This window comes from Gordonia sp. CPCC 206044 (assembly GCF_048537895.1).
Classification (GTDB): Bacteria; Actinomycetota; Actinomycetes; order Mycobacteriales; family Mycobacteriaceae; genus Gordonia.
Map to the genome: position 1 here is coordinate 453935 of NZ_JBCLVL010000001.1, position 24527 is coordinate 478461.

At 67.3% G+C, this 24527-nt stretch carries 24 protein-coding genes; 13 read left to right on the plus strand and 11 right to left on the minus strand.

The genetic code is table 11. The annotated features are described in order from the left end of the window. Nucleotides 1–66: 66 nt before the first annotated feature. The 3 genes from AAFP35_RS02070 to AAFP35_RS02080 all read left to right on the plus strand — a co-directional run bounded on the left by AAFP35_RS02070 (nucleotide 67) and on the right by AAFP35_RS02080 (nucleotide 2987). On the plus strand, nucleotides 67–792 hold the full coding sequence (locus AAFP35_RS02070) for a response regulator transcription factor (RefSeq protein ID WP_419219857.1): 726 nt from the start codon (nucleotides 67–69) through the stop codon (nucleotides 790–792). After that, nucleotides 792–2237: a sensor histidine kinase gene (locus tag AAFP35_RS02075; protein WP_419219858.1), complete on the plus strand. Its 1446-nt coding sequence runs from the start codon at nucleotides 792–794 to the stop codon at nucleotides 2235–2237. Before AAFP35_RS02070 ends, AAFP35_RS02075 begins: the two co-directional genes overlap by 1 nt. A 72-nt stretch (nucleotides 2238–2309) precedes the next feature. Continuing rightward, a complete protein-coding gene (locus AAFP35_RS02080) occupies nucleotides 2310–2987 on the plus strand; it encodes a DUF899 family protein (protein WP_419219859.1) in 678 nt (225 codons plus the stop codon). A 218-nt stretch (nucleotides 2988–3205) separates the two neighbouring features. On the opposite strand, the gene AAFP35_RS02085 is transcribed toward AAFP35_RS02080, so the two are convergent. Then, nucleotides 3206–4045, minus strand: a complete 840-nt coding sequence (locus AAFP35_RS02085; protein WP_419219860.1) for a hypothetical protein — start codon at nucleotides 4043–4045, stop codon at nucleotides 3206–3208. Nucleotides 4046–4047: 2 nt separating this feature from the next. Next, entirely contained in the window at nucleotides 4048–5103 is a 1056-nt protein-coding gene (locus tag AAFP35_RS02090; RefSeq protein WP_419219963.1) for a DNA adenine methylase, read from the minus strand. Nucleotides 5104–5190: 87 nt separating this feature from the next. Between AAFP35_RS02090 and AAFP35_RS02095 the strand changes: the two genes are divergently transcribed. Continuing rightward, complete coding sequence (locus AAFP35_RS02095) at nucleotides 5191–5619, plus strand: HIT family protein (protein ID WP_419219861.1); 429 nt, start codon at nucleotides 5191–5193, stop codon at nucleotides 5617–5619. A 58-nt stretch (nucleotides 5620–5677) separates the two neighbouring features. On the opposite strand, the gene AAFP35_RS02100 is transcribed toward AAFP35_RS02095, so the two are convergent. Continuing rightward, nucleotides 5678–7900: a DEAD/DEAH box helicase gene (locus AAFP35_RS02100; protein WP_419219862.1), complete on the minus strand. Its 2223-nt coding sequence runs from the start codon at nucleotides 7898–7900 to the stop codon at nucleotides 5678–5680. Between the two features lie 156 nt (nucleotides 7901–8056). Between AAFP35_RS02100 and AAFP35_RS02105 the strand changes: the two genes are divergently transcribed. The 4 genes from AAFP35_RS02105 to AAFP35_RS02120 all read left to right on the plus strand — a co-directional run bounded on the left by AAFP35_RS02105 (nucleotide 8057) and on the right by AAFP35_RS02120 (nucleotide 13908). Further along, nucleotides 8057–9340, plus strand: a complete 1284-nt coding sequence (locus AAFP35_RS02105; RefSeq protein WP_419219863.1) for a glycosyltransferase — start codon at nucleotides 8057–8059, stop codon at nucleotides 9338–9340. Beyond that, nucleotides 9337–11475, plus strand: a complete 2139-nt coding sequence (locus tag AAFP35_RS02110; protein ID WP_419219864.1) for an ArnT family glycosyltransferase — start codon at nucleotides 9337–9339, stop codon at nucleotides 11473–11475. The genes AAFP35_RS02105 and AAFP35_RS02110 overlap by 4 nt, the downstream gene beginning before the upstream one ends. A 169-nt stretch (nucleotides 11476–11644) precedes the next feature. Beyond that, nucleotides 11645–12841, plus strand: a complete 1197-nt coding sequence (locus AAFP35_RS02115) for a low temperature requirement protein A (RefSeq protein WP_419219964.1) — start codon at nucleotides 11645–11647, stop codon at nucleotides 12839–12841. 110 nt (nucleotides 12842–12951) lie between these two features. Then, nucleotides 12952–13908, plus strand: coding sequence for an NAD-dependent epimerase/dehydratase family protein (locus tag AAFP35_RS02120; RefSeq protein ID WP_419219865.1), 957 nt, complete (start codon nucleotides 12952–12954; stop codon nucleotides 13906–13908). Here AAFP35_RS02120 and AAFP35_RS02125 read toward each other — a convergent pair. Continuing rightward, entirely contained in the window at nucleotides 13897–14598 is a 702-nt protein-coding gene (locus AAFP35_RS02125; protein WP_419219866.1) for a TetR/AcrR family transcriptional regulator, read from the minus strand. The two genes, AAFP35_RS02120 and AAFP35_RS02125, sit on opposite strands and share 12 nt — an antisense overlap. A 166-nt stretch (nucleotides 14599–14764) precedes the next feature. Between AAFP35_RS02125 and purD the strand changes: the two genes are divergently transcribed. Further along, the gene (gene purD, locus AAFP35_RS02130) at nucleotides 14765–16018 is read left to right on the plus strand and encodes a phosphoribosylamine--glycine ligase (RefSeq protein ID WP_419219867.1); all 1254 of its coding nucleotides are present in this window, start codon (nucleotides 14765–14767) and stop codon (nucleotides 16016–16018) included. A 150-nt stretch (nucleotides 16019–16168) separates the two neighbouring features. On the opposite strand, the gene AAFP35_RS02135 is transcribed toward purD, so the two are convergent. The 4 genes from AAFP35_RS02135 to AAFP35_RS02150 form a co-directional block, all read right to left on the minus strand. Beyond that, nucleotides 16169–17122, minus strand: coding sequence for an alpha/beta hydrolase (locus AAFP35_RS02135; RefSeq protein WP_419219868.1), 954 nt, complete (start codon nucleotides 17120–17122; stop codon nucleotides 16169–16171). 151 nt (nucleotides 17123–17273) lie between these two features. Next, complete coding sequence (locus AAFP35_RS02140) at nucleotides 17274–17528, minus strand: hypothetical protein (RefSeq protein WP_419219869.1); 255 nt, start codon at nucleotides 17526–17528, stop codon at nucleotides 17274–17276. Continuing rightward, on the minus strand, nucleotides 17522–17680 hold the full coding sequence (locus tag AAFP35_RS02145) for a hypothetical protein (RefSeq protein ID WP_419219870.1): 159 nt from the start codon (nucleotides 17678–17680) through the stop codon (nucleotides 17522–17524). The genes AAFP35_RS02140 and AAFP35_RS02145 overlap by 7 nt, the downstream gene beginning before the upstream one ends. Nucleotides 17681–17691: 11 nt before the next feature. Beyond that, a complete protein-coding gene (locus AAFP35_RS02150) occupies nucleotides 17692–18294 on the minus strand; it encodes a TetR/AcrR family transcriptional regulator (protein WP_419219871.1) in 603 nt (200 codons plus the stop codon). A 51-nt stretch (nucleotides 18295–18345) separates the two neighbouring features. Between AAFP35_RS02150 and AAFP35_RS02155 the strand changes: the two genes are divergently transcribed. Continuing rightward, nucleotides 18346–19263, plus strand: a complete 918-nt coding sequence (locus AAFP35_RS02155) for an SDR family oxidoreductase (protein WP_419219965.1) — start codon at nucleotides 18346–18348, stop codon at nucleotides 19261–19263. Nucleotides 19264–19326: 63 nt separating this feature from the next. After that, entirely contained in the window at nucleotides 19327–20025 is a 699-nt protein-coding gene (locus tag AAFP35_RS02160) for an IclR family transcriptional regulator (RefSeq protein WP_419219872.1), read from the plus strand. 33 nt (nucleotides 20026–20058) lie between these two features. On the opposite strand, the gene AAFP35_RS02165 is transcribed toward AAFP35_RS02160, so the two are convergent. The 3 genes from AAFP35_RS02165 to AAFP35_RS02175 all read right to left on the minus strand — a co-directional run bounded on the left by AAFP35_RS02165 (nucleotide 20059) and on the right by AAFP35_RS02175 (nucleotide 23289). Continuing rightward, nucleotides 20059–21882, minus strand: coding sequence for an AMP-dependent synthetase/ligase (locus AAFP35_RS02165; RefSeq protein WP_419219873.1), 1824 nt, complete (start codon nucleotides 21880–21882; stop codon nucleotides 20059–20061). A gap of 140 nt (nucleotides 21883–22022) precedes the next feature. Then, entirely contained in the window at nucleotides 22023–22493 is a 471-nt protein-coding gene (locus AAFP35_RS02170) for a nucleoside deaminase (RefSeq protein ID WP_419219874.1), read from the minus strand. A 13-nt stretch (nucleotides 22494–22506) separates the two neighbouring features. After that, nucleotides 22507–23289: a DUF6882 domain-containing protein gene (locus AAFP35_RS02175; RefSeq protein ID WP_419219875.1), complete on the minus strand. Its 783-nt coding sequence runs from the start codon at nucleotides 23287–23289 to the stop codon at nucleotides 22507–22509. A gap of 134 nt (nucleotides 23290–23423) precedes the next feature. On the opposite strand from AAFP35_RS02175, the gene AAFP35_RS02180 reads away from it, so the two are divergent. Together AAFP35_RS02180 and AAFP35_RS02185 are read left to right on the plus strand one after the other, a co-directional pair. Next, nucleotides 23424–24017: a TetR/AcrR family transcriptional regulator gene (locus tag AAFP35_RS02180; protein WP_419219876.1), complete on the plus strand. Its 594-nt coding sequence runs from the start codon at nucleotides 23424–23426 to the stop codon at nucleotides 24015–24017. A 64-nt stretch (nucleotides 24018–24081) separates the two neighbouring features. Then, a complete protein-coding gene (locus tag AAFP35_RS02185) occupies nucleotides 24082–24501 on the plus strand; it encodes a hypothetical protein (protein ID WP_419219877.1) in 420 nt (139 codons plus the stop codon). Nucleotides 24502–24527 lie beyond the last annotated feature (26 nt).

Genomic DNA, 24527 nt, shown 5'->3' on the forward strand with positions numbered 1-24527 from the left:
GGGATTCACAGAAAGCTCACAGCGATGCCCCAGACTCGTGGCAGTCTGTGCGGAGAGAGTGATGGCATGAGCGAAGCGGTGCGTGGCGAAGCGGCGAAATCGACAGGTGCGAAGATCCTCGTGGTCGACGACGAGGAGAACATCCGCGAACTGCTCTCGGTATCGCTGAAATTCCAGGGATACGAGGTGTCGACGGCTGAGAGCGGCCCGTCGGCCATCGACCGGTGCCGCACCTTCAAACCTGATGTGCTGATTCTCGACGTGATGATGCCGGGGATGGATGGATTCGGTCTGCTCCGGCGCCTGCGCGCCGACGGCGTGAACGCGCCCGCGCTGTTCCTGTCCGCACGCGACTCGGTGGAGGACAAGATCAACGGGCTGACCATAGGCGGCGACGACTACGTGACCAAACCGTTCTCCCTCGAGGAAGTCGTGGCCCGGCTGCAGGTGCTGCTGCGGCGCAGCGGCTTCGACGAGGAGGAGAAGCGTTCGTCGCGGATCACCTTCGCCGACATCGAGCTCGACGACGAGACACACGAGGTGTGGAAGGCGGGGGATCTCGTACAGCTCTCGCCGACGGAGTTCACGCTGCTCCGCTATTTCATGGTCAACGCGGGCACCGTCCTGTCCAAGCCACGCATCCTCGACCACGTCTGGAACTACGATTTCGGCGGTGAGGTCAACGTCGTGGAGTCCTACGTCTCCTATCTGCGTCGCAAACTCGACACGGGCGACAAACGCCTCATCCACACCCTGCGCGGCGTGGGTTATGTGATGCGCGAGCCACGCTAGTGACCGCGGCGGCGCCCGAAGTCGTGCGCAAACGCGGTGTCCCGCTGCGTTTGTCGCTGGTCGGCCTGACGCTGGTCCTGGTGGTCTTCGGGTTGCTGGCCTCGGGACTGGCGGTGACGTCGGCGATGAAACAGGATCTGATCTCGCGCACCGACGACGGTCTGATGAATGCGCTGGAGACGTGGGCGCGCCCCCGCGATCCGGGCAGCTTGCCGCAAGTTGGGCCGCCGCCGGGGCCGCGACGGCCGCCGTCGCAGTACTACTCGATGATCACCATCGGTACCGGCGACACCATCGTCAACAACGACTTCGCCGACGAACCCGACATCGACGCGCTGCCTGCCGGGTCGACCGGACCGGTCACCGTGTCGTCGGCCGACGGCGACGGACCGCAATGGCGGGTCGCGAAGGCGTCGAACCCGAACGGGGAGTCCGTCGTCGCCACGCCACTCAGCGACGTGCACGCAACCCTGTCACGGTTGATGTGGCTGCAATTCGGCATCGGCGCACTGGTGGTGGTGGCCATCGGCGTGCTGAGTTATCTCCTCGTCCGCTCGAGTCTGCGGCCGTTGCGTCGTGTCGAGGAGACCGCGCATGCCATCGCCGCAGGCAATCTCAACATGCGAGTGCGTGCGGCGCCGGAGAACACCGAGGTCGGCAGCCTGTCCAACTCGTTGAACACCATGCTGGGGCAGATCCAGCGGGCGTTCGCACGGACGGCGGCCTCCGAGCAGGAGGCGCGTGCCTCGGAGGAGAAGATGCGGCGTTTCGTCGCGGACGCCAGCCACGAACTGCGTACTCCGCTCACGTCCATCAAGGGTTTCGCCGAACTGTACAAGCAGGGTGCGGTCGGCGATGCCGGTGACGCGATGCGGCGTATCGACACCGAGGCCGGCCGCATGAGTGTCCTCGTCGAAGATCTGTTGATCTTGGCCCGGCTCGACGCCCATCGGCCCATCGCTGCCCAGCCGGTGGACGTCCTGGCGCTGGCCGCCGACGCCGTGCAGAGTGCGAGAGCTGCTGCACCGCAACGCGACATCAGCATCCACATCGGGGTGACCGACGAACCGCCCATGGTCACCGGGGATGCCATGCGCCTGCTGCAGGTGTTGCGCAATCTCGTCAACAACGCCGTCGCGCACACGCCCGAGGACGCGTCGATCACCGTCGGCGTCGACCTCGACCGGTCCGTCGGACGCGACGACGTGCTTCTCACCGTCACCGACACCGGACAAGGACTCACACCCGAGGAGGCCTCGCACGTGTTCGAGCGTTTCTATCGCGCCGAGGCGTCGCGGTACCGCGGCGACAAGAGTGGCGGCAGCGGCCTGGGTCTGTCGATCGTGGCCGCTCTGGTCAACGCCCACCACGGCACCGTGGGCGTGGATTCCGCCCCCGGCGAAGGGGCGACATTCTGGGTCCGGTTGCCGCGACGAGTCGAGTGAGTCCGGCGCGTTCGCACCGATGAATTCTGTCGACGTGGCCGGTCGGTATGAGTGAGGCGAGAGGAGATCCCCATGACCGATGCCCTGCCACCCGTCGTCGACGAACAGACCTGGCGTACCGCGCTGGCCGACCTGCGCGTTCGGGAGAAGGCCGCGACGCGCGAACTCGATGCGGTCGCCGCGCAGCGTCGCCGACTGCCGATGGTCGAGTTGCCCGACTACACGCTCGTCGGACCCGACGGTCCGATCCGGCTCGTCGACGTCTTCGACGGCCGTTCCCAACTGATCGTCTACAACCACATGTGGTCCGACGGTGCGGAGTTCCAGTGCGGTGGTTGCACCGGCTTCACGTCCCAGTTCACCCGGCTGGACTTCCTGGACAACTACGATGCCCGCTTCGTGATCGTGACCAACGGCCCGATCGACCAGGCGCTGGCCTACAAGGCCAAGGTCGGCAACCGGATGGACTGGTTCTCCTCGTCGGACAGCAGCTTCGGCGCCGACGTCGACGCCCCGCCCGGTGGGGGTTTCGCGCTCAACGTGTTCCTGCGCGACGGCGACACCGTGTACCGCACTTGGCACACCACCGGGCGCGGTGTGGAGCAACTCGGCCACACGTTCGGCCTGATCGACTCCTTGCCACGCGGTCGGCGTGAGGAATGGCAAGACCTGCCCGACGGCTGGCCGGTCACCCCGACCTACTCCGGATGGCTCGACTCGCCCGACATCGCGCGGCTCTACGGCGCTTGATCGCCGATGGTCTTGTCGCCGCGTAGGTTCCCACCGCTGATTGTTTGTGGCTGTGCAGGTTTCGCCACCGCCGATGGATTTGTCGCCGCGTGGGGTTCTCGACCGCGGATGGTTTGTGGCTGCGTGGGGTTCTCGCCCGCGGTGGGTTTGTCGCTACGTGGGTTCGTTCCCACCGCTGATCGAGTAGCCGACGAACGGAGTGAGGAGGCGTATCGAGATCAGATCAGCCGGCGCAATTGCGCGAACTCGCGGACGTCGGCCCGGAAGCGATCGAGGCTGACCAGCGTGTACATGCCGTCGATCTGGCGGTCAGCCCACAGCTGATGGATGCGTCGCAGGTCGGATTGTCTTGACTTCCAACCGATTCCGTCGATCACCGCGAGGACGAACTGACGCGGCAGCCGTACCTCGGCCATCTCCTCGATCTCGCGGACCGCGTCCGTGAGCTTGCTGCCGGTGGAGTCGAAGCCCTTTGCGGCGACGACGATGTCGGCGGTCTCGGGGTCGCCGATGATCAGATCGGCGGGCGCCGTACGTCCGTTGCGCCCGGTGAACCGCGATCGCGTCACGTAGTGCACGCCGAGGTCGTGGGCGATCGCCTCGATCTCATCCTCGATGCGGCGCCCCGAGGCGCCCGCCCGGGTGGCGGTGACGCGGGTGCCGGCGCGCGCGACCAGGATGTCGGCGAACGTGTAGGTGCGGTCGAGCTGGGTGCGCAGCATGCGGACCAGGTCGAACTCGGCGTCCAGCCAGGTGACCAGGTCCACCGGGGCCGTCTTGGCCAGGCCATGCCAGCCGGTGGTGCCGAACCTGTCGCGCAGTACGTTCTTCAGCTTCTCCTGCGACAACCCGACGGCAAGCCCGAGCACCGGGACGTCGGCCGGGTGATCGCGTACCCAGGCGGCGACTCCCGGGAGGTCTGTGTCGAGGAGCTCGCCGAGGCTGGCGGTGGCGTCGATGATCCGCTCCGCCTCCGGTGTCGATGCCGTCGGATCGACGTGAGAAGTCAAGCGCCCCAACGTCGTCAGATAGTCGTCGAACGACTCGGCATCGCCCATGGTCAGTCGCGTCCGATGAACAGGTATTCGCTCACATCGCGGCGGGTGGCCGCGGCGTGGGTGCCGAAACTGTACTTGTGATCGATGGCGATCACCTCGACCGAGGGCTTGACCTTGCCGAGCAGATCGGTGATCCGTTCGGGACCGGGCAGAGCGTTCGACGAGTACGACAGCACGATCGCCCCTGCCTGCTCGAAGTGTTCGAACGTACGGACCAGTGCGTCCTCGATGGTGTGCTTGTACGCGAACGGCGTGTACCGCTTGGTGAGTTTCTTGGTCTTGGTGTGCTCCATGATCGTCATCCCGCGCCAATACGCGCTGAGCCCCTCGAGGAAGTGATAGCGCTTGATGTAATCGTTGTCGTCGGTAGGCGGGGCGTAGGGCGGATCGAGATAGACGAGATCCGGCGGACCGTCGATCGAGCCGAGGTTCAGATCGAAGATGTCGCCGCACGTGCTGCGACTGTGATGACCGTTGCTGAACACCGTCGCGTTGTACTCGGCAGCCGACCGCAGCCGGAAATGATCGCGCAACGACATGCGCAGATCGCGTCGGCCATCGGCGTACCGAGACGAATCGGTGAACGTGAACACGCCACGCGGTTGTTTGCGGGCCGCCGACAACACGAGCGCCGAGATGGCCAGATCGCGGCGGTAGCCACGGAGACGATCGATGTGTGACCACGCCGAATCCAGGAAGGCGCGGTCCTCGGACGTGAAGTAGAGGCCGTCGAACGTGGTCTGGATGAAGTCACGGTCGTCGGCGGGCGGACCGCAGATCTCCTCGATGAGATCGGGTTCGAGACGCACACTGGAGTTCGCGACGGTGGCGCGGGTGATGATGTGTGGGAACGTCAGGAAGTCGTTGGCGAGAACCCGGAAACCCTGCGCCTTGAGCAGATACGACACCACACCCGAGCCGGAGAACGCGTCGACCGCGGTGGTTCCGCCGATCTCGGCGAAGGTGCGCTCGAGGTGCGGGATGAGCCGATACTTCGAACCCATGTAGCGCAGCCGCGGAAAACGCTGGGCGGCGGCGACCACATCTGTCGACTGCATCTCCGATCGGCTCACAGGAGAAAGGATGTCATGGGCCCCCGACAAGATCGTCGGCAACACTCTGCACGCACGTCCTAGACTTGCCTCATGTCTTCTGTCTTCACCAAGATCATCAACGGAGAACTGCCCGGACGGTTCGTGTGGCGCGATGGTCAGGCCGTCGCCTTCCTCACCATCAACCCGATCACTCCGGGACATGTGCTGGTGGTGCCGCGCAAGGAGGTCGACCACTGGGAGCAGATGGACACCGCCTCCTACACGCATCTGTCCGACGTCGCACAGAAGGTGGGTCGGGCCGTCAAGAAGGCGTTCGACGCACCGCGGATCGGCATGTTGATCGCCGGGTTCGAGGTGCCGCACGTGCATCTACACGTCTTCCCCGCGGTGAGCATGGACATCTATGACCTGTCCACCGCCGCCAAGGACCCCGACCCGGCCGAACTCGACGCCGCCGCCGAGAAGATCCGCGCCGCCCTACGCGAGACCGGCTATCAGGAGTACGTCGCCGAGGCGTGAATCACGCAGGGGTCGATTGCGGTCCGTCATCGGCGCGACGCGCCGATGACGCGACGTCTCACACCGTCCGGTGGATCAGCAGGGGCATCACCGCGCTCGCCCCTGCTTCACGCAACGCCGCCGCCGCCAGGGTGATCGGCCATCCCGACGCGTTCTCGTCCACGACGAGCAGCACGTTCGCGCCGGCCACGTCGGGCATCTCGCCCAGATGCTCACGCCAGTAGACCGCCTCGGTGGCGCCGGTGGCGTCGCGGCCGGGACCGTCACCGGCGCGCACCGGAACCGTGAGACCCGGCCGTCGGCCGACCGTGCAGAGGTGTTCGGCCACCCGTTCGGCCAGAACGGTCCCGGTCAGACGCAGGGAGGCGATCACGTCCGGTCTCACCCCGGTGTCACGCACCCACGACGACAACGTGGCCACCGCCGCGTCGCCGAGGTCGGTCACTGCGTCCGCCTCACCGCGTCGCGCGGCGGCCAGCAACTCCACCCACTCGGGGGCGTCGGCGTGCGCGAGCACTCGCCCCGGCTCGGCCGCCGACGACGCCGGAATCCGTCCCCTGGTCCCGAAAGCGCCGCCGGGCCACATCTTTCGCGGTTCGAGCAGCTGGGCCGTACGGCGTAACGAGCCCGTGATGGTGCGTACGGTTTCCGACTGGACCTGTGACGACAACGGTTCGGTGAGCTGCCCTCGACACACCGAGCAGCGCCCGCAGGGCTGTGCCTCCGGGTCGTCGAGCGATGCGGTGAGCAACTGCATCAGGCACTGTCGGCCCGCGACGTAGTCGCGCATGATGTCGGCCTCCCGACGACGCACCGCGAGTACCCCGTCGTAGTGTTCGGCGTCGAACGTCCACGCACGCCCGGTCGCCACCCAGCCGTCGGGTCCACGTTCGGTGGCACCGTCGACCGCCAACTGCTTGAGCATCAATTCCACACGGCCCCTGCGGAATCCGGTCGACGACTCGAGTTGCGGTACCGACATCGGTCCCTCCGCGTCGCCGAGGGTGTCCAGAAGTCGGCGCATCCGGTCGGGGTCGGGGATGGTCGCGGTGGCGAAGTGTTCCCAGATGGCGTCGTCGGTGCGGGCGGCCAGCAACATCACCACCGCGTCGTCGAGGGCGCGTCCGGCGCGGCCGACCTGCTGATAGTACGACACCGGCGACGGCGGCGAGCCGACGTGGACGACGAACCCGAGATCCGGCTTGTCGTAACCCATTCCCAACGCCGACGTGGCCACCAGCGCCTTGATCTCGTTGTGCAACAACGCATCCTCGAGTTGGTGGCGGCGATCGGCGTCGAGCCGGCCGGTATAGGCGGCCACCGGGAGATCGTCGCCGTGCACCGCACGGATCGCGTCGACGAGCCGATCGGCATCGGCCACCGTGAGCACATAGACGATGCCCGACCCGGGCAGATCCGGCAGATAGCGTGCCACCCACGCATACCGTTCGATGGGTGACAACCCATCGATCACGTTGAGATGCAAGGATTTGCGTGCCAGCGGACCGCGCAACACCAGCGTGCGGCCGCTCGCGCCTCCGGGCCCGCTCGTTTCGCTCCCGGCGCTGTTGTTGTGGGGCCCGCTCGCTTCGCTCCCGGCGCTGTTGCTCTGGGGCCCGCTCGCTTCGCTCCCGGCGCCCAGCTGCGCGGCGACGTCGTCGGTCACCCGGGCATTGGCTGTCGCGGTGGTGGCCAACACCGGTGTCCGCGGGTTCAGGGTCTGTAGCACGTCGGACACCCGTCGATAATCCGGACGGAAGTCGTGTCCCCAGTCCGAGATGGCATGCGCCTCGTCGATCACCAACAGACCCAACCTGCCGGCCAACGCGTCCAGTACCCGGCGGCCGAACCCTGGATTGGCCAGCCGTTCGGGAGAAACGAGCAGCACGTCGAGTTCTCCGGAGCGCAACTGCTCCTCGACCGCCGACCACTCGTCGAAATTCGACGAGTTCAACGTGGCCGCGTGCAGCCCCGCGCGTTGCGCCGCGCTCACCTGATCCCGCATCAAGGACAGGAGCGGCGACACGATCAAGGTGGGTCCGCCGCGGGCGCCGTCGGCACCGACGGTCTCTCGGATGATGGCGGTGGCCGCCCAGTAGACGGCGGATTTGCCCCACCCGGTGGCCTGCACCACCAGCACCCGAGCGGCCGGTTCGACGAGCGCCGACACGGCCGTGAGCTGATCGTCGCGCAGCCGCGCGCCGGGTCCGGCGAGGCTCTCGATCACCCGCTCGGCAGCCGAGTGCTGTTCGGGACGCAGACGTGTCATGGGGGAGGACATGCCCCGAATGTATCGGTCGACGGCGACATCGTCGGTGGACCGTCCACAGGTCCGTCGCCGGGGCGCGACTCGCCGGTCGAACAGCGACAACGCCTCACAGGAACCTGACAGCGTCGGCGCAGAGTCGGTGAAGTTTGGCGTCCGATAGTCGTACACATGACAGCAGAAGCACTCCCGACGGCGGCATCCGCCTCGGTGATCGTGGCCGACAGTTCGCAGCCGGCGCCCGTCCTCGACATCGTCGTGCCCGTGTACAACGAAGAGGTCGACATCGCGGGTTCGGTCCGCCGCCTGCGCGATCACCTGCACACGCACGTTCCCTACACCGCGCGGATCACCGTCGCCGACAATGCGAGTACGGACGCGACGCTGTCGATCGCGAGTGGACTCGTCGACGAGATCGACGGGCTGCGGGTGGTCCATCTCGACGAAAAGGGCCGAGGCCGCGCGCTGAACGCCGTATGGCGCGCCAGCGATGCGGAGATCGTCGCCTACTGCGATGTCGATCTGTCGACTGATCTCAATGCGCTGATGCCGCTGATCGCACCGCTCATCTCGGGCCATTCCGATCTCGCCATCGGCACGCGGCTGTCGCGGGCCTCGCGTGTGGTGCGTGGGCCCAAGCGGGAGTTCATCTCGCGCAGCTACAACCTGATCCTCAAGACCGCGATGCGCGCCAAGTTCTCCGACGCGCAGTGTGGCTTCAAGGCGATGCGCACCGACATCGCCCGTGAGGTCCTGCCCTACGTGGAGGACACCGGGTGGTTCTTCGACACCGAGCTGCTGGTGCTGTCCGAGCGGATCGGCCTGCGGATCGCCGAGGTCCCGGTGGACTGGATCGACGACCCCGACAGCACGGTCGACATCGTCGCCACCGCCATGGCCGATCTGAAGGGATGCGCACGGGTGGCCTACGCGCTGGGGACGGGCCGCCTGCCGATCGCCGACCTGCGCGCCGCCATCGGCCGCGACCGGGCGCCCGGACCGCACATCGACGGTGTCCCGCACGGCATGGTCGGTCAACTCGCTCGGTTCTGTGTCGTCGGTGTCGCGTCGACCATCGCCTACGCGGTCCTCTACCTGATGTTGCATGCGGTCCTCGGTGCACAGGTGTCGAACTTCGTCGCACTGGCCATCACCGCCGTGCTCAACACCGCCGCCAACCGGAAGTTCAGCTTCGGCATCTCCGGTCGTGAGGGTGCGGTCAAACACCAACTGTTCGGTCTCGGGGTCTTCGTGTTCGGCTGGGCGGTCACCGCCGGATCGCTGGTCATGTTGCACGCGTTCGCGCCCGAGGCGTCCAAACACGTCGAACTCGTCGTGCTGGTGGTCGCCAACCTCGTCGCGACGGCCACCCGCTTCGTCGGGCTGCGCTGGGTCTTCCGCGGTCATACGAACACATCGATTGCCGACGTCGCTATCGAAGGGGCCGGCGAGTGAGCACCGTCGTCGACCATCGCAGCGCCGCAGCCGTTCCGCCCGAGGCCACCGAGCCCGGGCGGAACGCCCGTGTGTGGGAACGTCTTTCGCTGGCCGCGCTGCTCATCGGCACCGGCATTGTCTACCTCGTGAACCTGTCCGCAAACGGATGGGCCAATTCCTTCTACTCCGCCGCGATCCAGGCCGGATCGCAGTCGTGGAAGGCATGGTTCTTCGGGTCGTCGGACATGGCGAACTCCATCACCGTCGACAAACCGCCCATGTCCCTGTGGATTCCGGGGATCTCGGTGCGGATCTTCGGGCTCAATTCGTGGGCGATCCTCGTGCCGCAGGCACTGATGGGTGTGGCCGCGGTCGCAGTGCTGTACGTGATCACGAAGAAATGCTTCGGGCATTGGGCAGGCATTCTCGCCGGTGTGGTTCTGGCGCTGACGCCGGTCGCCGCGTTGATGTTCCGGTTCAACAACCCCGAGGCGTTACTGATCCTGCTGATGGTCGCCGCCGTGTGGGCGATGCTCAAGGCCGTCGAGGACGGTCGGTTGCGGTGGATGATCCTGGTCGGCGTCTTCGTCGGATTCGGCTTTCTCACCAAGCAATTGCAGGTGATGCTGATCGTTCCGCCGCTGGCGATCACCTATCTGGCGTTCGGGCGACACACCTGGATCACGCGAATCGGTCATCTGCTCGCCGCGCTCGGTGCGATGATCGTGAGTGCAGGCTGGTGGATTCTCGCCGTCGAGCTCTGGCCCGCATCGTCGCGCCCCTGGATCGGTGGCTCGCAGGACAACTCCATCCTGGAACTCACCTTGGGCTACAACGGCTTCGGGCGGCTCAACGGTAACGAGACCGGCAGCGTGGTGCCCGGCGGTCCGAGTGGATACGGCGCAGGTGCAGCCGGATATCTCGGTACCGATGGCGGTCCCGGTTTCGGTGGCCCGCCCGGTGGTGGACCAGGTGGTGGCCCCGGTGGCGGTATGTGGGGACAGACGGGATGGCTCCGGATGTTCGAGCCGGCCCAGGGTGGGCAGATCGCCTGGCTGATCCCCACCGCGCTCGTGCTCGGTGTGGCAGCGCTGATCGTCATCGGCAAGGCCCGGCGTACCGACCCGAGGCGCGCGTATCTGGCCGTCTGGGGGCTGTGGTTGCTGGTCACGATGGGCGTGTTCAGCTTCATGGCCGGCATTTTCCACAGCTACTACACGGCGGCCTTGGCCCCGGCGGTTGCCGCGGTGCTCGCCGGCGGTGCGGCGGTGTGCTGGTCTGCGCGCGAACGCCTGTGGGTGCGGATCGCCCTGGCCGCGGGGGTCCTGATCGCGGCGATCTGGGGATTCGCGCTGCTCGACCGGTCACCGGATTTCGTGCCGTGGCTGCGGTGGATGGTGCTGATCGTCGGCATCGTCGGCGCCCTCGTCATGCTGGTGGCGCACCGGCCCTATCTGTCGGCCGTGGCGATGATCACCGCAGTGGCCGCCGGTCTGGCCGGTCCGATCGCCTACACGATCGACACGGTCTCGACCGCCAAGCAGGGATCGATCATCAGTGCAGGCCCACGCGTCGACGGCGAATTCGGTCCGGGCGGTGGAGGTCCCGGTGGACATCACCGGTGGCGAGGAACGCCGGGCGGTCCGGGCGGCATGCCCGGCATGGCACCGGGCGGCGCCGGTGGTGCGATGACCGCGCCGAACGGTGCGGGCGGACCCGGGGGAGCGGGCGGCGGCATGCCCGGCGGGATGGGCATGCCCGGTGGTATGGGAGAAGGCGGCCCCGGTGGTCTGCTGATGGGCTCGCGGCCGAGCGCGCAGATCGTCGCCCGGCTGCGTGCGGACGCCGACGACTTCACCTGGGTCGCCGCTGCGGTCGGTTCCAACGAGGCATCGGGTTACCAACTCGAGTCCGGATACTCGGTGATGCCGATCGGCGGGTTCAACGGCACCGACCCGTCGCCGACACTCGAGCAGTTCGAGAAGATGGTGGCCGACAAGCAGATCCACTGGTTCATCGGTGGTGGGCGTGGATTCGGCAATTCCGACGAATCGCAGCCGTCCGCCCAGATCGCGGCGTGGGTGCGGGAGAACTTCACCGCGCAGACGGTCGCCGGCACCACCCTCTACGATCTGACCGCGCCGGTGAGCTGAGGTCTGGCACCGGTCGACCCATGCACCTCACTTGTCCGGATTCACCTTCGGCTTGGGCGAAGGTGAATCCGGACAAGTGAGGTGGCTGCGCTCCGTCGTACCGTCGACGACGGGCTCGGCACCCTAGAGTTCGACTGTGACTTCCTCGATCGGACACTCACTGCGACGGATGACCGGTCGCGACCCGCACCAGGAGGGGCGCGTCGCAACCAGTCTGGAGCTGTTCTACGACCTGGTGTTCGTGGTCGCGTTCTCGACGGCGGGTACCCAGGTCGCCCATCAGCTGGCCGAAGGGCACTACCAGGTGGCCGTCTTCGGTTACCTGCTGTGCACCTTCGCCGCCATCTGGGCGTGGATCAACTTCGCCTGGTTCGCATCCGCGTTCGACACCGACGACTGGTTCTTCCGGCTGGTGACGCTGGTGCAGATGATCGGCGTGGCGATCATCGCCCTCGGCATGCCGCCGATCTTCGAATCCCTGAATCATCACGAACACGTCGACAACCGGGTACTCGTCATCGGGTACATCGTGATGCGTGTCGGCATGGTCGCGCAGTGGCTGCGGGCGGCGGCCCAGAGCGAGCGCTACCGGCGTGCATGCCTGATCTACGCGGGCATGACCCTGCTCGCACAGGTCGGGTGGGTTGCGGTGCTCATCGCCGACATGCGGCCCCTCTACACACTGTTCGCCATGATCGCGTGCGTGATCGTGGAGTTGGGCGGACCCCTGATCGGCGAGACGATCGGCGGCGGCACACCGTGGCACGCCCATCACATCGCCGAGCGCTACTCGTTGCTCACGATCATCACCTTGGGGGAGGGTGTCGTCGGCACCGTTGCCGTGCTGGGTGCCCTGATCGAGGTCGAGGGCTGGTCGGTGGAGACCGCGATACTGGGTCTCGCCGCGATGGGGGTCACCTTCGCGATGTGGTGGATGTACTTCATCGTCCCCGTCGGCGACGCCTTGCACGCCCATCGGAACAAGAGTTTCTGGTGGGGATACGGCCACATCGTCATCTTCATGGCCGCTGCCGCGGTGGGTGCCGGCCTGCACGTCAGCGCCCTCTACTTCGAGCACGAGGTGCACATCGGGCCCGGAGCCGTCGTGGGCACCCTGGCCATCCCCCTCGGCGTGTACTGCGTCGGTGTGCTCGCGATGTACAACTACCTGCTCCCGTTCGACGTCCTGAGCGCCCTGCTCGGCCTCGGTGTGATCGCCCTTCTCGCGATCGCGGTGTGGTTGGCCGCCGCGGGGGTTTCGGTGATCGTGGCGATCGTCGTCGCGTCGTGCGCCCCGGTTCTGGTGGTGGTGCTCGACGAGGTCTTCGGGGTGCCCCGGCGTGCACAGGTGCTCGCGTCGATCTGACGGGCGCGACCCCACTGTCCGCGTCAGCTCTCCGCAGCCGAATTCCGAGTGCGATCACCCGGCAAGTAATCACTTGCCAGGTGATCGGAACCTGTCTACGCTGATGGCAAGTGTTCACTTTCCTCAGGGAGGTCGTCGCGATGAAGGTCCTGCTGGCCGGATCCACCGGCGCCATCGGTCGTCCACTGACCAGGGCTCTGCGTGCGGCGGGCCACGAGGTCGTCGGTCTGACCCGAGAGCGTGAACGGGCGCGGACGCTCGTCGCGGCCGGTGTCGAACCGCTGGTCGCCGACGCGCTGGACCGCGATGCGCTGCTGGGTGCCGCGGCCGACTGCGGACTGCGCATCGATGCGGTCATCCATCAGATGACGGCGCTGAGCAAGCCGCCGGCACGACACAGCGGGATGAGCCGCACCAACGAGTTGCGGATCACCGGAACCCGCAATCTGGTGGATCTGGCGACACGGTCCGGCGCGCGACGATTCGTCACACAGAGCATCGTCTTCGGTTACGGGTACCGCGATCACGGCACCGATCTCCTGACCGAGGATGCGCCGTTCGGTCGTCCCGCGGGCGATCGGACCGACCCGCACATCGAGGCGATGGGTGTCAACGAACAGCTCGTGATCGGCAACGACGACCTCGACGGTGTGTCTCTGCGCTACGGACTCTTCTATCGCCCCGACGACGCTGCGATGCGAGACATGCTGCGCGCGAGAAAGATTCCTGTTCCACCTGGCGGCGGGGGAGAGCTGGCATGGGTGCATCTCGACGATGCGGCCGAGGCCGCGGTGGCCGCCGTCGAGCGCGGGCGCCCGGGTGCCTACAACATCGTCGACGATTCGCCGGCGACGTGGGGAGAGGTCACGACGGCGATGGCCGCGGCATATGGCGCGCCGACGCCGCGCGTCTTGCCGGGATGGCTGATCCGGATGGCCGCCCCCTATGTCGGGGCGATGGTGCTCGACACGTCGATGCGGGTGTCTGCGGCCAAGGCGCGGGAGGAGCTGGGCTGGCGGCCGATGTATCCCACTGTGCGCCAGGGTGTCCGGGCGTCAGCCGGCTGACCGGACGGCCATCGTGGCGAAGGTGGCGATGGCCTTGACGAAGCGCTCTCGCGACACTCCGGCCGGATGCTCGCCGAAGAGGTCTTCGAGGAGCCAATAGTGCGCGGTGGCGCCTTGGAGGACGGTGGCCACGGCGTCCCAGTCGGTGTCGGCGTCGCCGGTGTCGCCTGCGAGTTCGGCCAACAGGCTCGCGGTGTCCTTCTCGATCCGGCCGATCTCGTCGGTGCCGAAGCGCTGCAACAGGTCCGGAAAGGCGTCGAGCCCACGGAACAAGAGTCGATTCAGGTCGCGGTCGTGGTCCATGCGGGCGAGCCCGGCCCGGGCGGCGGTGTCGAGGTCTGCCGTCGTCGTGTCGGGTGGCCCCGGCGCGAGTTCGGGAACGGGCGGGCCGTCGGTGCGCAGCAACTTCTCGAGACCGGCCTCGAGTACCTGCCGCTTGGACCGGAAATGCTTGTACAGGCTTCCCGACCCGGGTGCGAGGCCGGCCGCCGCTTCGATCTGTGCGATAGACGTGGCGGCATAACCCTGCTCTCCGAACAGTCGCATGCCCTCGGTCAGGATGCGCTCGCGCCGTGACTCCATCAGGGGATCGCGATCGTCGAGATCGGGCGGACCGTGTCGTCGGCCGGCCGACCGGTCCTCCATCGGCACGAAGGCCGGCCGGATGTCGAGGCGAAGGGGAGTGCACACCGAGGCATACCAGGAGAGTAGAGGCCCTGAGCCGCTGGTGTGGCAAGTGGTCACTTCCCGATGCTCTCCCTGTCATTTGCCCTGTTCGTGGTCGGCGCAGGTTCGGGTCGGGCCGTCCGGTCACCGGGCGCACGCACACGCACCGCCGGGCATTAGAGTCATCACCGTGCGCGTACTCGTGATCGGCTCGGGCGGCCGCGAACATGCCCTGCTCATCGGACTGTCCAAGGACCCGTCGGTCACCGAACTCCACGCCGGCCCGGGTAACGCGGGTACGTCGTCGGTCGCGACCAATCACCCCGTCGATCTCGCCTCGTCCGACGCCGTGGTCTCGCTCGCGCAGAGCGTCGCCGCCGACCTCGTCGTGATCGGACCCGAAGTGCCGCTGGTGCTCGGGGTCGCCGACGCGCTACGTGACGCCGGGTTCGCCACCTTCGGGCCGAGCGCCGCCGCGGCACAGATCGAGGGCTCGAAGGCGTTCGCCAAGGACGTCATGGCCGCCGCGGGTGTGCGCACCGCGCACGCCGAGGTGGTCGACAATCCGGCCAAACTCGACGCCGCTCTCGACAGATTCGGGCCGACATGGGTGGTCAAGGACGACGGACTCGCCGCGGGCAAGGGTGTGGTGGTGACCACCGATCGTGCCGTCGCGCGCGATCACGCCGCCGAGTGTCTGGAGAGCGGACACCCGGTGCTCCTGGAGAGTTTCCTCGATGGTCCCGAGGTCTCGCTGTTCAGCCTCGTCGACGGCACGACAGTGGTTCCGTTGCTGCCCGCGCAGGATCACAAACGGGTGGGTGACAACGACTCCGGACCCAACACCGGTGGGATGGGCGCCTACACACCGCTGCCATGGCTGCCCGACGAGGTGACCCGGCAGATCGTCGACGAGGTCGTGACGCCCGTGGCCGCCGAACTGGCCGCTCGCGGCACCCCGTTCTCCGGTCTCCTGTATGCCGGTCTGGCGATCGGTGCAGACGGCCCCGCGGTGGTCGAGTTCAATTGCCGGTTCGGCGACCCGGAGACCCAGGCCGTCCTCGCACTGCTGAAATCCCCACTGGGACAAGCACTCAACGCGACCGCCACGGGAACGCTGGATCAGTTGCCGCCGCTCGAATGGGAGCAGGGCGCGGCGGTGACCGTCGTCGTCGCCGCGGAGAACTATCCCGGCAAGCCGAGGACGGGGGATGTCATCACCGGCGCCGACGGCGCGGGTGTCCTACACGCCGGCACGGCACGCAACGCCGACGGCCAGGTCGTGTCATCGGGTGGACGGGTGCTGGCCGTCGTCGGAACCGGGTCGGATCTCGCCGAGGCGCGCGCACAGGCCTACGAGCGCATCTCGACCGTCAAACTCCCCGGGTCGCATTTCCGGACCGACATCGGCAAGGCCGCACTCGACGGGCGCATCACGCTCTGACACCACGGTCCCGACGTCGGGCCCCCGACGCCGACGCCGGTTTCGCTCCCGCGGAGCCTCCAGGCAAACGCGTGCATTGCTTCACACAACTCTGCTTACAGGTTCCGCGGAAGGTATCGGTCCACCCGAGCCGGCGAGCGGACCGTCAGGTCAGCGCGCGAGGTTGCGGCCGAGGAACTCGACCTGGTCGGGCAGGACACTGCGCCAGTAGCGGTTGGTGTGCCCGCCCGATGAAGTGCCGAACGCGGCAGGTGGGTGCAAGCCGGCCGCCCACTGCCGGGTGTAGGTGAAGAACTGATCACTGGATCCGATGGAGATCATCAGAGGGATCTTCGCGAAGGCCGGTTGCTGTCCGAACAGGGAGTTCGCCTGGTAGTCGGCCAACGAGTCGAACGCGCGCGGCGGGAAGTTCCGCGGATCGGCCCACAGTGCGGGCGAGCTCACGGCGATCGCGGCGATTCGCGGTGAGCCGAGCAGCGCGCCGAGGCGTAGCGCTCCGTAGCCACCCATCGACCAGCCGAACAGGCCGATGCGCTCGGTGGACAGGTTGAGATCGGCGTTCGACGACAGCATCGGCAGGAACTCGTCGACGATCATCGCGGCACCGTCGGTGCCGTCGGACCGCGGATGGAAGTAGTTGCGTCCGACATCGGCGGCGGCGAGTGCGAACGGGGTACCGCCCGCCCGGACGTAGCGCTGCACGACGTTCTGCATCTCCAGCTTCGACGAGAAGATCGACTTCTCGTTCGTGTTCAGCGCGTGCAACACGACGACGACGGGCAGCGGTCCGGTCACGCCGTTCGGACGGGCGACGGCCCATCGCGTATCGCGTCCGCGCATCTTGGCCGAGACGAAACTGCCGGTGACCAGTGGGGGTCCGCCGGGGATCTGTGGTCGGGTATCCGAGGGCAGCTCGTCGTCGGCGACGCCGGACTCCAGTTTGCGTGGCCGCACCGTGGTGGGTGCGTCGTCCGAGCATGCCGCCAGTCCGCCGACCACTGCGGCACCGAGTCCGCCGGCCAGCAGCGCGCGTCGGGTCACCGGGCCACGGTTGTGGTGGCCCGGTACGTGCAGTCGCGTCGGGGAGTCGTGTTCGGGGATCATCGCTTGCCCAGATTACTGGGGCCCACGGACTGTTCGAAAACTCGCCGATGAGCCACGCCGCGGCTGTGGGCGATGCGTCGCAACGAGACTCGGCGCCACGGCGCGACGGGATGCGTGGGCTGCATCACGTGGCGTCCGCAATCGGCCGACGTCAGTTGGTGGCGCCCGCGGTCTCGGGGTGGCCCGGGCACCACTGTTCGGGCGGCACGGATGCCTTCACCTCGTCCACGTGTTCACCGCAGCCGTCCCAGGTCGTCGCACCGCATTGCCGGCATGGGGTCGCGTAACACATCTCGGTGGTCCCTTCGGTGGGCTGCCGTAGTCGGCAGCGTCGTGATCGTGGCCAGGATTCCGGCCGGGCATCGGTGACGTCGCCGGAGACCGGGACGTCGGTGACGGTCACCATGATGTCAGGACCCGCGCATCGACGTCGACGCCGTCATGGGCGGCAGCCGCGTCCCCGACGTCGACATGCTTCTCGGCACCGTTCTCGGCACCCGGGGCCTCACCGTCCCGACGTGCACGGTGTACTGCGGGACGGTCCTCGGTCGCGCACACGCGGCGCCTCGTCAATCGGTGGCGGTCATGGCGCGCAGGTCGGCGAGGCGTCGGCCGATGACCGCGGAGAGCTCCTGATCTGCGGCCTCACCCACCCAGTGGGCGAACGAGACCTTGAAGATCGCGACCCCCGTCTCGGCGGCCAGACGTGCGGCCGTGTCGTCGGCGCCGCGCCCGCGTAGTCCGTCGGCGATCGCATCGGTCAGGGACGCCATCTTGAGCAGTTCGCGTTCCTGGAGCTCGGGGTTCGCGTCGATCACCGATTGTCGGGTGCGGGAGAACGGTCGTCGGTCGGCGAAGAACTCATCGGTGGTCGTCTGCAGCGCCCGGATCACCGAGTCCAGCGGTGGGACGTCGGGGGGACAGTCGGCCAGGTGCTCGACGATCGAGGACTCCAAGAGGTGCCCGCCGTCGAACAGGACCTCGCGCTTCTCTCCGAAGTGTCGGTAGAAGGTCCGCTCGGTCACCCCGGATCGGCTTGCGATGTCGGCCACCGAGGTCTGTTCGTACCCGCGCTCGACGAACAGCGCCAGCGCCGTCTGCTGTAGGCGCTCGCGTGAACCGGTCGGCCATCGTCCCACAGGTGCAGAATACGTGATGACAGGTTCTGACATCAGGGGTATGGTCAGTGATGTCAGATCATGACATCACTCAAGGAGAAATCTATGCGGGTCTTCATCACCGGGGCATCGGGTCACGTGGCAACGGCACTCATCCCAGAACTGTTGTCGGCGGGCCATCACGTGGTCGGTCTGGCTCGATCCGATTCCGCGGCGACCGCGGTGACGGCGTTGGGCGCCGAGGTGCGTCGCGGCGATCTCGACGATCTCGATACGTTGGCCTCGGCCGCCGACGACGCGGATGCGGTCGTTCATCTGGCCTTCAAACACGATGCGATGCGCAGCGGTGATCTCGCCGCGGCCGCGGAGGCCGACCTCGCCGCGGTGCGTGCGATGACCGATGTGATGCACGGCACCGACAAGGCCTTTGTCGGGACGTCGGGCACCGCCCTGATCCCGATGATGGGTGTGACCGGGCGTCCGGGGCGCGAATCCGACCGCTTCGACTCGGGGTACCGGATCGACGCGGAGAACCTGGTCGTCGGACTGGCCGACAACGGCGTCCGCTCGTCGGTGATCCGGTTGACGCCCACCGTGCACAGCGACCTCGACCATCACGGATTCGTCCCCGCGCTCATCGGGTTCGCACGACACAACGGCTTCGCGGGCTACGTCGGGGACGGGGCGAATCGATGGCCCGCCGTGCACACCCGCGACGCTGCGCGCCTGTATCGACTGGCACTGGAATCGGCACCGACTGGATCGGTGCTGCATGCGGTCGGTGAGCCCGGGGTCGCGTTCCGCGACATCGCCGAGGCGATCGGTCGTGGACTCGGAGTGCCAGCCAAATCTGTTGCAGCCGAGGAGGCTACGAATGTGTTCGATTTCCTCGCGTCGTTCGTGACGGTGGACAACCCGACATCGTCCGAGTTCACCAGGCGGTCGCTGAACTGGACACCGGAGTATCCCGGCCTCGTCGAGGACATCGACTCCGGGCACTACTTCCGGGAGTCGGTGGGCTGACCGTCCCGAGATCTGTCACGCCGACAGGTAGGATCGTCCGATAATCGGACGAGGAGGATCGGCGTGGCCGAGGTGTCGAAGACCGCTGACCAGGCTCTCGAGGTCCTGGAGTACCTGGGGCAGCGGGATTCGCTGTCGATCGCCGAGGTCGCCCGGGAGTTGGACATGTCCCGGACCGTCGCCTACCGATTGCTCAGCACGCTCGAGCAGCGTGGCTTCGTCAAACGCAGTGACGGCGCATATCGATTGGGGCCCAAGCTGTTCGCGCTCGCTCACCACATCGAGTGGGCGGTCCGCGACACCGCTCACCCGTACATGCAGCAGATCAGCGACGATTTTCGGGAGACCGTGGTGCTGAGTCTGCGTGACGGCCGTCAGACCCTGGCCGTGCATCGTGTCGCCAACCGTGAGCAGTTCGTGCAGATCGCGTATCCGCCGGGGCAGCGGCACCTGCTCACCGACACCGTAGGCGGTCGGGTGATCCTGGCCAACCTCGAGCCCACCGAACGCGACGGGTTGTTGGGTGCGACGCCGTCGGAGATGACCTTGGGGCTCAACAAGATCCGACGGCGCGGTTTCGAGGTGTCCCGAGACGAGGAGGCCGCGGGTATGTCCGGGCTCGCGGTGCCGATCCGGTCGGTCGACGGTGTGATCGCGGCGATGATCGTGTACACCCCGAACGACCGTGCCGCGGCGGTGCGCGAACGCCGCGACGAGATCATCGCCGCGGCACAGGCCGTCGGAGCCGAACTGCGGGGTTGAGCGCGACCCAGGGCGACGTGCGTCGACGCCGACTCACTGGCTGTACAGGTCGTCGATCTGGGCAGCGTACTTGTCCGCGATCGCGTGCCGACGCAACTTCATCGTCGGCGTCAATTCGGTACTGCCGGGCTGCCATTCGTCGCCGAGCACGTGGAATCGTTTGACCTGTTCGACGCGCGACAGCTTGGCATTGCCGCGTTCGACGGCGGCCGCGATCTCGTGACGCAGGTCGTCGTGCCGGTGCAGGTCGGTGACGTCGTCGAGGTCGCGGGCATTGGCCCAGGCCCGGGTGTGGTCGGCGTCGAGCACCACGAGCGCGACGTTGTAATTGCGCCGATCCCCGACCACCACGATCTGGCCGATGAGCGGCGACTCGGCACCGATCGCGTCCTCGATGGCGACGGGGGACATGTTCTTGCCGGAGGAGTTGATGATCAATTCCTTGATCCGGCCGAGAACGTGTACGTAACCGTCGTCGTCGATGCGGCCGAGGTCTCCGGTCCGTAACCAACCGTCGTCGCTGAACGCATCCGCGGTCTGCTGCGGCAGGTTTCGGTATCCGACCATCGTGAACTCGCCGCGCAGCTGGATCTCGCCGTCCTGGATGCGGATCTCGACGCCGGGCATCGCCGGCCCCACCGAGCCGATCTTGACCGCGTCGGCCGGGTTCATCGTCCCGGCCGCGCTGCTCTCGGACAGTCCCCACAACTCACCGATGTGCAGACCGAGGGCATGGAAGAACTCCGCGACCTCTCGTGGAGTGGCGGCGGCGCCGGTGAACAGCGCGCGCACCTGGTCCAGACCCAACCGGTGGCGAAGGGGCGCAAAGTATTTGCGGTCGGCATCGTCGGCGAGGGACTGGGTCTCGGCGGGCACCGTCGTCGCGTTCTGGGTGTGGCGGACCACCGACAGCGAGGCCTCGAGGCCACGCGCGAGCTCGTCGCGATCGTCGTCGGGCAGGTCGAGGAAGGAGACCTCGATACCCGACTTCATCTTCTCCCACACGCGGGGTACGGCGAAGAACCAGCATGGGCGCACCTGTGCGACGACCGCTCCGATCTCGGCGACGTCGGGGCAGTAGGTCACCTGCAGTCCGTACATGATCGCCATGTAGTAGTGGGCGACGCGTTCGGCCATGTGTGCTGTCGGCAGCCACGAGATCACCCGGCCCGCGTCGGGTAGACGCAGGTACCCGTTGACGCATTCGCAGGACGTCAGCACGTTGTGATGGGACAGCTGAACACCTTTGGACACCCCGGTGGTGCCGGAGGTGTAGATGACGACCGCGATGTCGTCGGGACCGGTGGACGGCAATGTCGCGCCGGCGGCGAGTGCCTGCGCACCGAGGGCGAGCAACCTCGACAGGCCGATGAGTTCGACGGAGTCCCGGACGGATTCGGTGTCGTCGTCGATGACGACGAGGTGTGACAGTCGTGAGTTGGCGCCGGCCAGGATCTGGTCGACGTATCGTCGCTCCGTGATCGCCACCCGGACCGCCGAATCGGTGATCATGTGGTCGATCTGGTCGGCAGCGCTCGTGTTGTAGATGGAGAACGGGGTGGCGCCCGCGCACATCACCGCGAGGTCGGCCGCCATGAACTCAGGTCGGTTGGTGAGCAGCAGTGCCACCGAGTGACCCCGTCGCACGCCGAGACACCCGAGACCGGCGGCTGCGCGATCCACGAGGTCGCCGAGCTCGGCCCACGTCCACGACGTCGAACCGTCGCGGGACCTCGCCGCCACCCGATCGGCGCATCGGGCGGCGGTGTAGCGAAGCGCGTCGGGGATGCTCACGGTGCCGACGTCGGAGATGCACGGCGCGAGTGCCTCGTCCGGGTGGGGGATGGTCGTCGTCATCGAGCCTCCTGACAGCCTGGTGAATCAGTGTCCGAAAATCGGACAGACTCGTCCGATTATGGGGTGGCGACCCGATCGGGGTCAACAGGTTCGGACGTCGGCGTCGAAAAGCCGGAGCGTGGGAACTCGGACGCGTGGCGTCAGGCTCGCCAGAATCCTGCGTGCACCTCGCGGGCAGCGGGGATGTCGAAGGGGCCACGCACCGTCGTCGGGTGCGCGCCCCGGGCGAACACCTCCCGACACGGCAGGTCCAGCGAAGGATTCTTCGGGTCGTCGCCGGTCATCGAGCGCAGCTCCGATTCGGCCAGTGCGTAGACGACGGTGCCGATGCACGACCAATAGATGGCACCGGCGCACATCGCGCAGGGTTCGGTGCTGGTGTAGAGCGTCAACGGGCGGCGCTCGTCGGGAGCGAAGCGACGACCGGCGATTCGGACGAGGTTGGTCTCGGCGTGACCGGTCGGGTCACCGTCGGTGTCCACCGAGTTCAGCGCGGTCGCGACGACCTCTCCGTCGGGATCGACGAGCAGCGCGCCGAATGGATGGTCACCGCGGGCACGTGCGGCAGCGGCCAGATCGATTGCGTGATGCAGGAATGCCTCGTCGTCCACCCCGTCGATGGTCTCATCCCGGCGCGAACCCGGCCGGGTGATCCGACGATTCGGGCTCCGACGTGGCCTCGATGGTGGTGTGGAACTCCATCGCGTTGGCCCGGTCGTCGAAGCTGATGACGACGTTCGACGTGCCGTCGGTGACGTGGCAGGACGGGATTGTCCGGGGGCCCTGGGCATTCCAGCTCACCTGCCAGCCGCGTCGCAGCACCAGACCGTGGACCGCGAGGCGGGGGTCGGTGACCTGCAGACCGGGGAGCAGTCGCGGTGCTTTCGCGGCGAAGTCGGCGAACGACGGTTCGGGCAGTTCGAGGTCACGCAGCACGAACACGGCCCGTCCGCCGCCGGCGATGGGCGCCGAGTAGTAGGGGCTGATGCCGGTTGCCTCCACGCCTGCGGCCCCGATGACGTGTGCGAGATCCGCGGAGTACGACTCGGCCTCGGTCTCCGAGCGCAACACCGGCAGCCCGAGGCTCGATGCGCGCAGGTCGGAGATGCCGTGGCGATGTCCCAGATCGCGCAGTCGTGCGGCCTCACCGTTCGGGTCGCCGTCGGGATGGGCCCACCCCCACAGGATGGACCCGGCGTCCGGGGCGATGGTCGCGATCAACACGGTGGTCGCGGTGATCGTGGTGTCGCCGTCGCGAGAGGTGAATGCGATCTCGCCGGAACCCGTGTCGCAACCGAAGGTGTACTCCCCGAGCTCGCGTTCGAGTCGGTCGCCGAGTTCCTCCTGACGGAGCGCGGCATAGAGCGCCGCGTAGTCGGCGACGGAGTGGAGTCCTTCGAAACGCATGGTGCTCACCGTATCGGGCCGGTGAGATGAAACGGTGCCTCGTCCTATCGGTGTCGCAGAACAGGGCTCGTCGGGTTGACACCGCTTTCGCCAAAGCAACCCGTTGCAGGCAGCCGCTTTGGCAGCATGTTTCCATGACTTCGGCGGCGACCCCGAAGGGACTGCGACGACGGTCTCGACTCATCGAGGCTGCCGGTGAACTGCTCTTGGAGGGCGGGTTCGACGCGGTCCGACATCGCGCGGTCGCCGAGCGGGCTGCACTCCCGCTCGCATCGACGACCTATTACTTCGGTTCGCTCGAAGATCTCATGGCCGAGGCGGCCACCTTTGTGTGCCGGCGAGACGAGGATTGCATCGCGGCGCGACGCGACGCGTTGCCCAAACGCCGCCGGGGCGGGCACGCCACCGCGGACGCCCTCGCCGAGGTCTTCGTGGGTCCGGACACCACGATCCAGGCGCTCTCCGCCCGCTACGAGACCTTCGCCCTCGCCGCGCGCTATCCGCGACTGGGCGAGGTCGTCGCCGATCGCCGGGTGCTGTTGACGCAGATGCACTCCGACGTCTTGCACAAGTCGCATCGCAAAGCCGATCCCGCACATGTCGAACAGTTGATCGCGGTCGAGGACGGGGCGGTCGTCGGGGCCATCGGATTGCGCGCGATCACGCCGTACGCCGCAGCGCGCGATGCGCTCAACGAGGTGATCGAAGTGCTCGCACCTCGCGAGTAGGCCACCGGACCATGCGTCACCGGACCATTACAGGGGAACCGTTCACAATCCACGGGGAGGACAGATGTCGAGCAGGAGTCGTGTCGGGACAGGGGGTCGGGCGGTGCTCGCCGCGACGATCGGGTCGATGGCGGCTGCGATCGCGATGGTCGCCGGGACGGGGACCGCATCGGCCGCACCGGTCGGGACGGTCGATGCCGGCGTCCCGTTCTCGTCGGTGGTGTACGGCACCGGATGCCGGTACAACCTGACCGTGCAGGTCGACGCGTCCGGGCCGGTCACGTTCTGGGAGCGCGCTCAGGGTCATCCCGAGCGGTTCCTCGGGGCCGCGCAGGCCGACGGGGCCATCGCGACCATTCGGTGGGTTCCGCAGCGCATCGGAGATCGACTGCTGTACGCGAAGCAGAACGGTGTGACCGGCCCGACCGTCGTGATGCGGGTACACCAGGGATACGGATCGGGCTGGGCCTGCTTCGCGCTCTGAGTGCCGTTGTCACACGCCCCTCGTCC

Excerpts from the sequence above, each read along its gene's own strand:
- AAFP35_RS02105 (WP_419219863.1), top strand. The coding sequence starts at position 8,057 with ATGACAGCAGAAGCACTCCCGACGGCGGCATCCGCCTCGGTGATCGTG.
- AAFP35_RS02090 (WP_419219963.1), bottom strand. The coding sequence starts at position 5,103 with ATGCAGTCGACAGATGTGGTCGCCGCCGCCCAGCGTTTTCCGCGGCTG.
- AAFP35_RS02175 (WP_419219875.1), bottom strand. The coding sequence starts at position 23,289 with ATGCGTTTCGAAGGACTCCACTCCGTCGCCGACTACGCGGCGCTCTAT.
- AAFP35_RS02080 (WP_419219859.1), top strand. The coding sequence starts at position 2,310 with ATGACCGATGCCCTGCCACCCGTCGTCGACGAACAGACCTGGCGTACC.
- AAFP35_RS02150 (WP_419219871.1), bottom strand. The coding sequence starts at position 18,294 with ATGTCAGAACCTGTCATCACGTATTCTGCACCTGTGGGACGATGGCCG.
- AAFP35_RS02185 (WP_419219877.1), top strand. The coding sequence starts at position 24,082 with ATGTCGAGCAGGAGTCGTGTCGGGACAGGGGGTCGGGCGGTGCTCGCC.
- AAFP35_RS02100 (WP_419219862.1), bottom strand. The coding sequence starts at position 7,900 with ATGTCCTCCCCCATGACACGTCTGCGTCCCGAACAGCACTCGGCTGCC.
- AAFP35_RS02070 (WP_419219857.1), top strand. The coding sequence starts at position 67 with ATGAGCGAAGCGGTGCGTGGCGAAGCGGCGAAATCGACAGGTGCGAAG.
- AAFP35_RS02165 (WP_419219873.1), bottom strand. The coding sequence starts at position 21,882 with ATGACGACGACCATCCCCCACCCGGACGAGGCACTCGCGCCGTGCATC.
- AAFP35_RS02180 (WP_419219876.1), top strand. The coding sequence starts at position 23,424 with ATGACTTCGGCGGCGACCCCGAAGGGACTGCGACGACGGTCTCGACTC.
- AAFP35_RS02085 (WP_419219860.1), bottom strand. The coding sequence starts at position 4,045 with ATGGGCGATGCCGAGTCGTTCGACGACTATCTGACGACGTTGGGGCGC.
- AAFP35_RS02115 (WP_419219964.1), top strand. The coding sequence starts at position 11,645 with ATGACCGGTCGCGACCCGCACCAGGAGGGGCGCGTCGCAACCAGTCTG.
- AAFP35_RS02135 (WP_419219868.1), bottom strand. The coding sequence starts at position 17,122 with ATGATCCCCGAACACGACTCCCCGACGCGACTGCACGTACCGGGCCAC.
- AAFP35_RS02095 (WP_419219861.1), top strand. The coding sequence starts at position 5,191 with ATGTCTTCTGTCTTCACCAAGATCATCAACGGAGAACTGCCCGGACGG.
- AAFP35_RS02155 (WP_419219965.1), top strand. The coding sequence starts at position 18,346 with ATGCGGGTCTTCATCACCGGGGCATCGGGTCACGTGGCAACGGCACTC.
- AAFP35_RS02140 (WP_419219869.1), bottom strand. The coding sequence starts at position 17,528 with ATGGTGACCGTCACCGACGTCCCGGTCTCCGGCGACGTCACCGATGCC.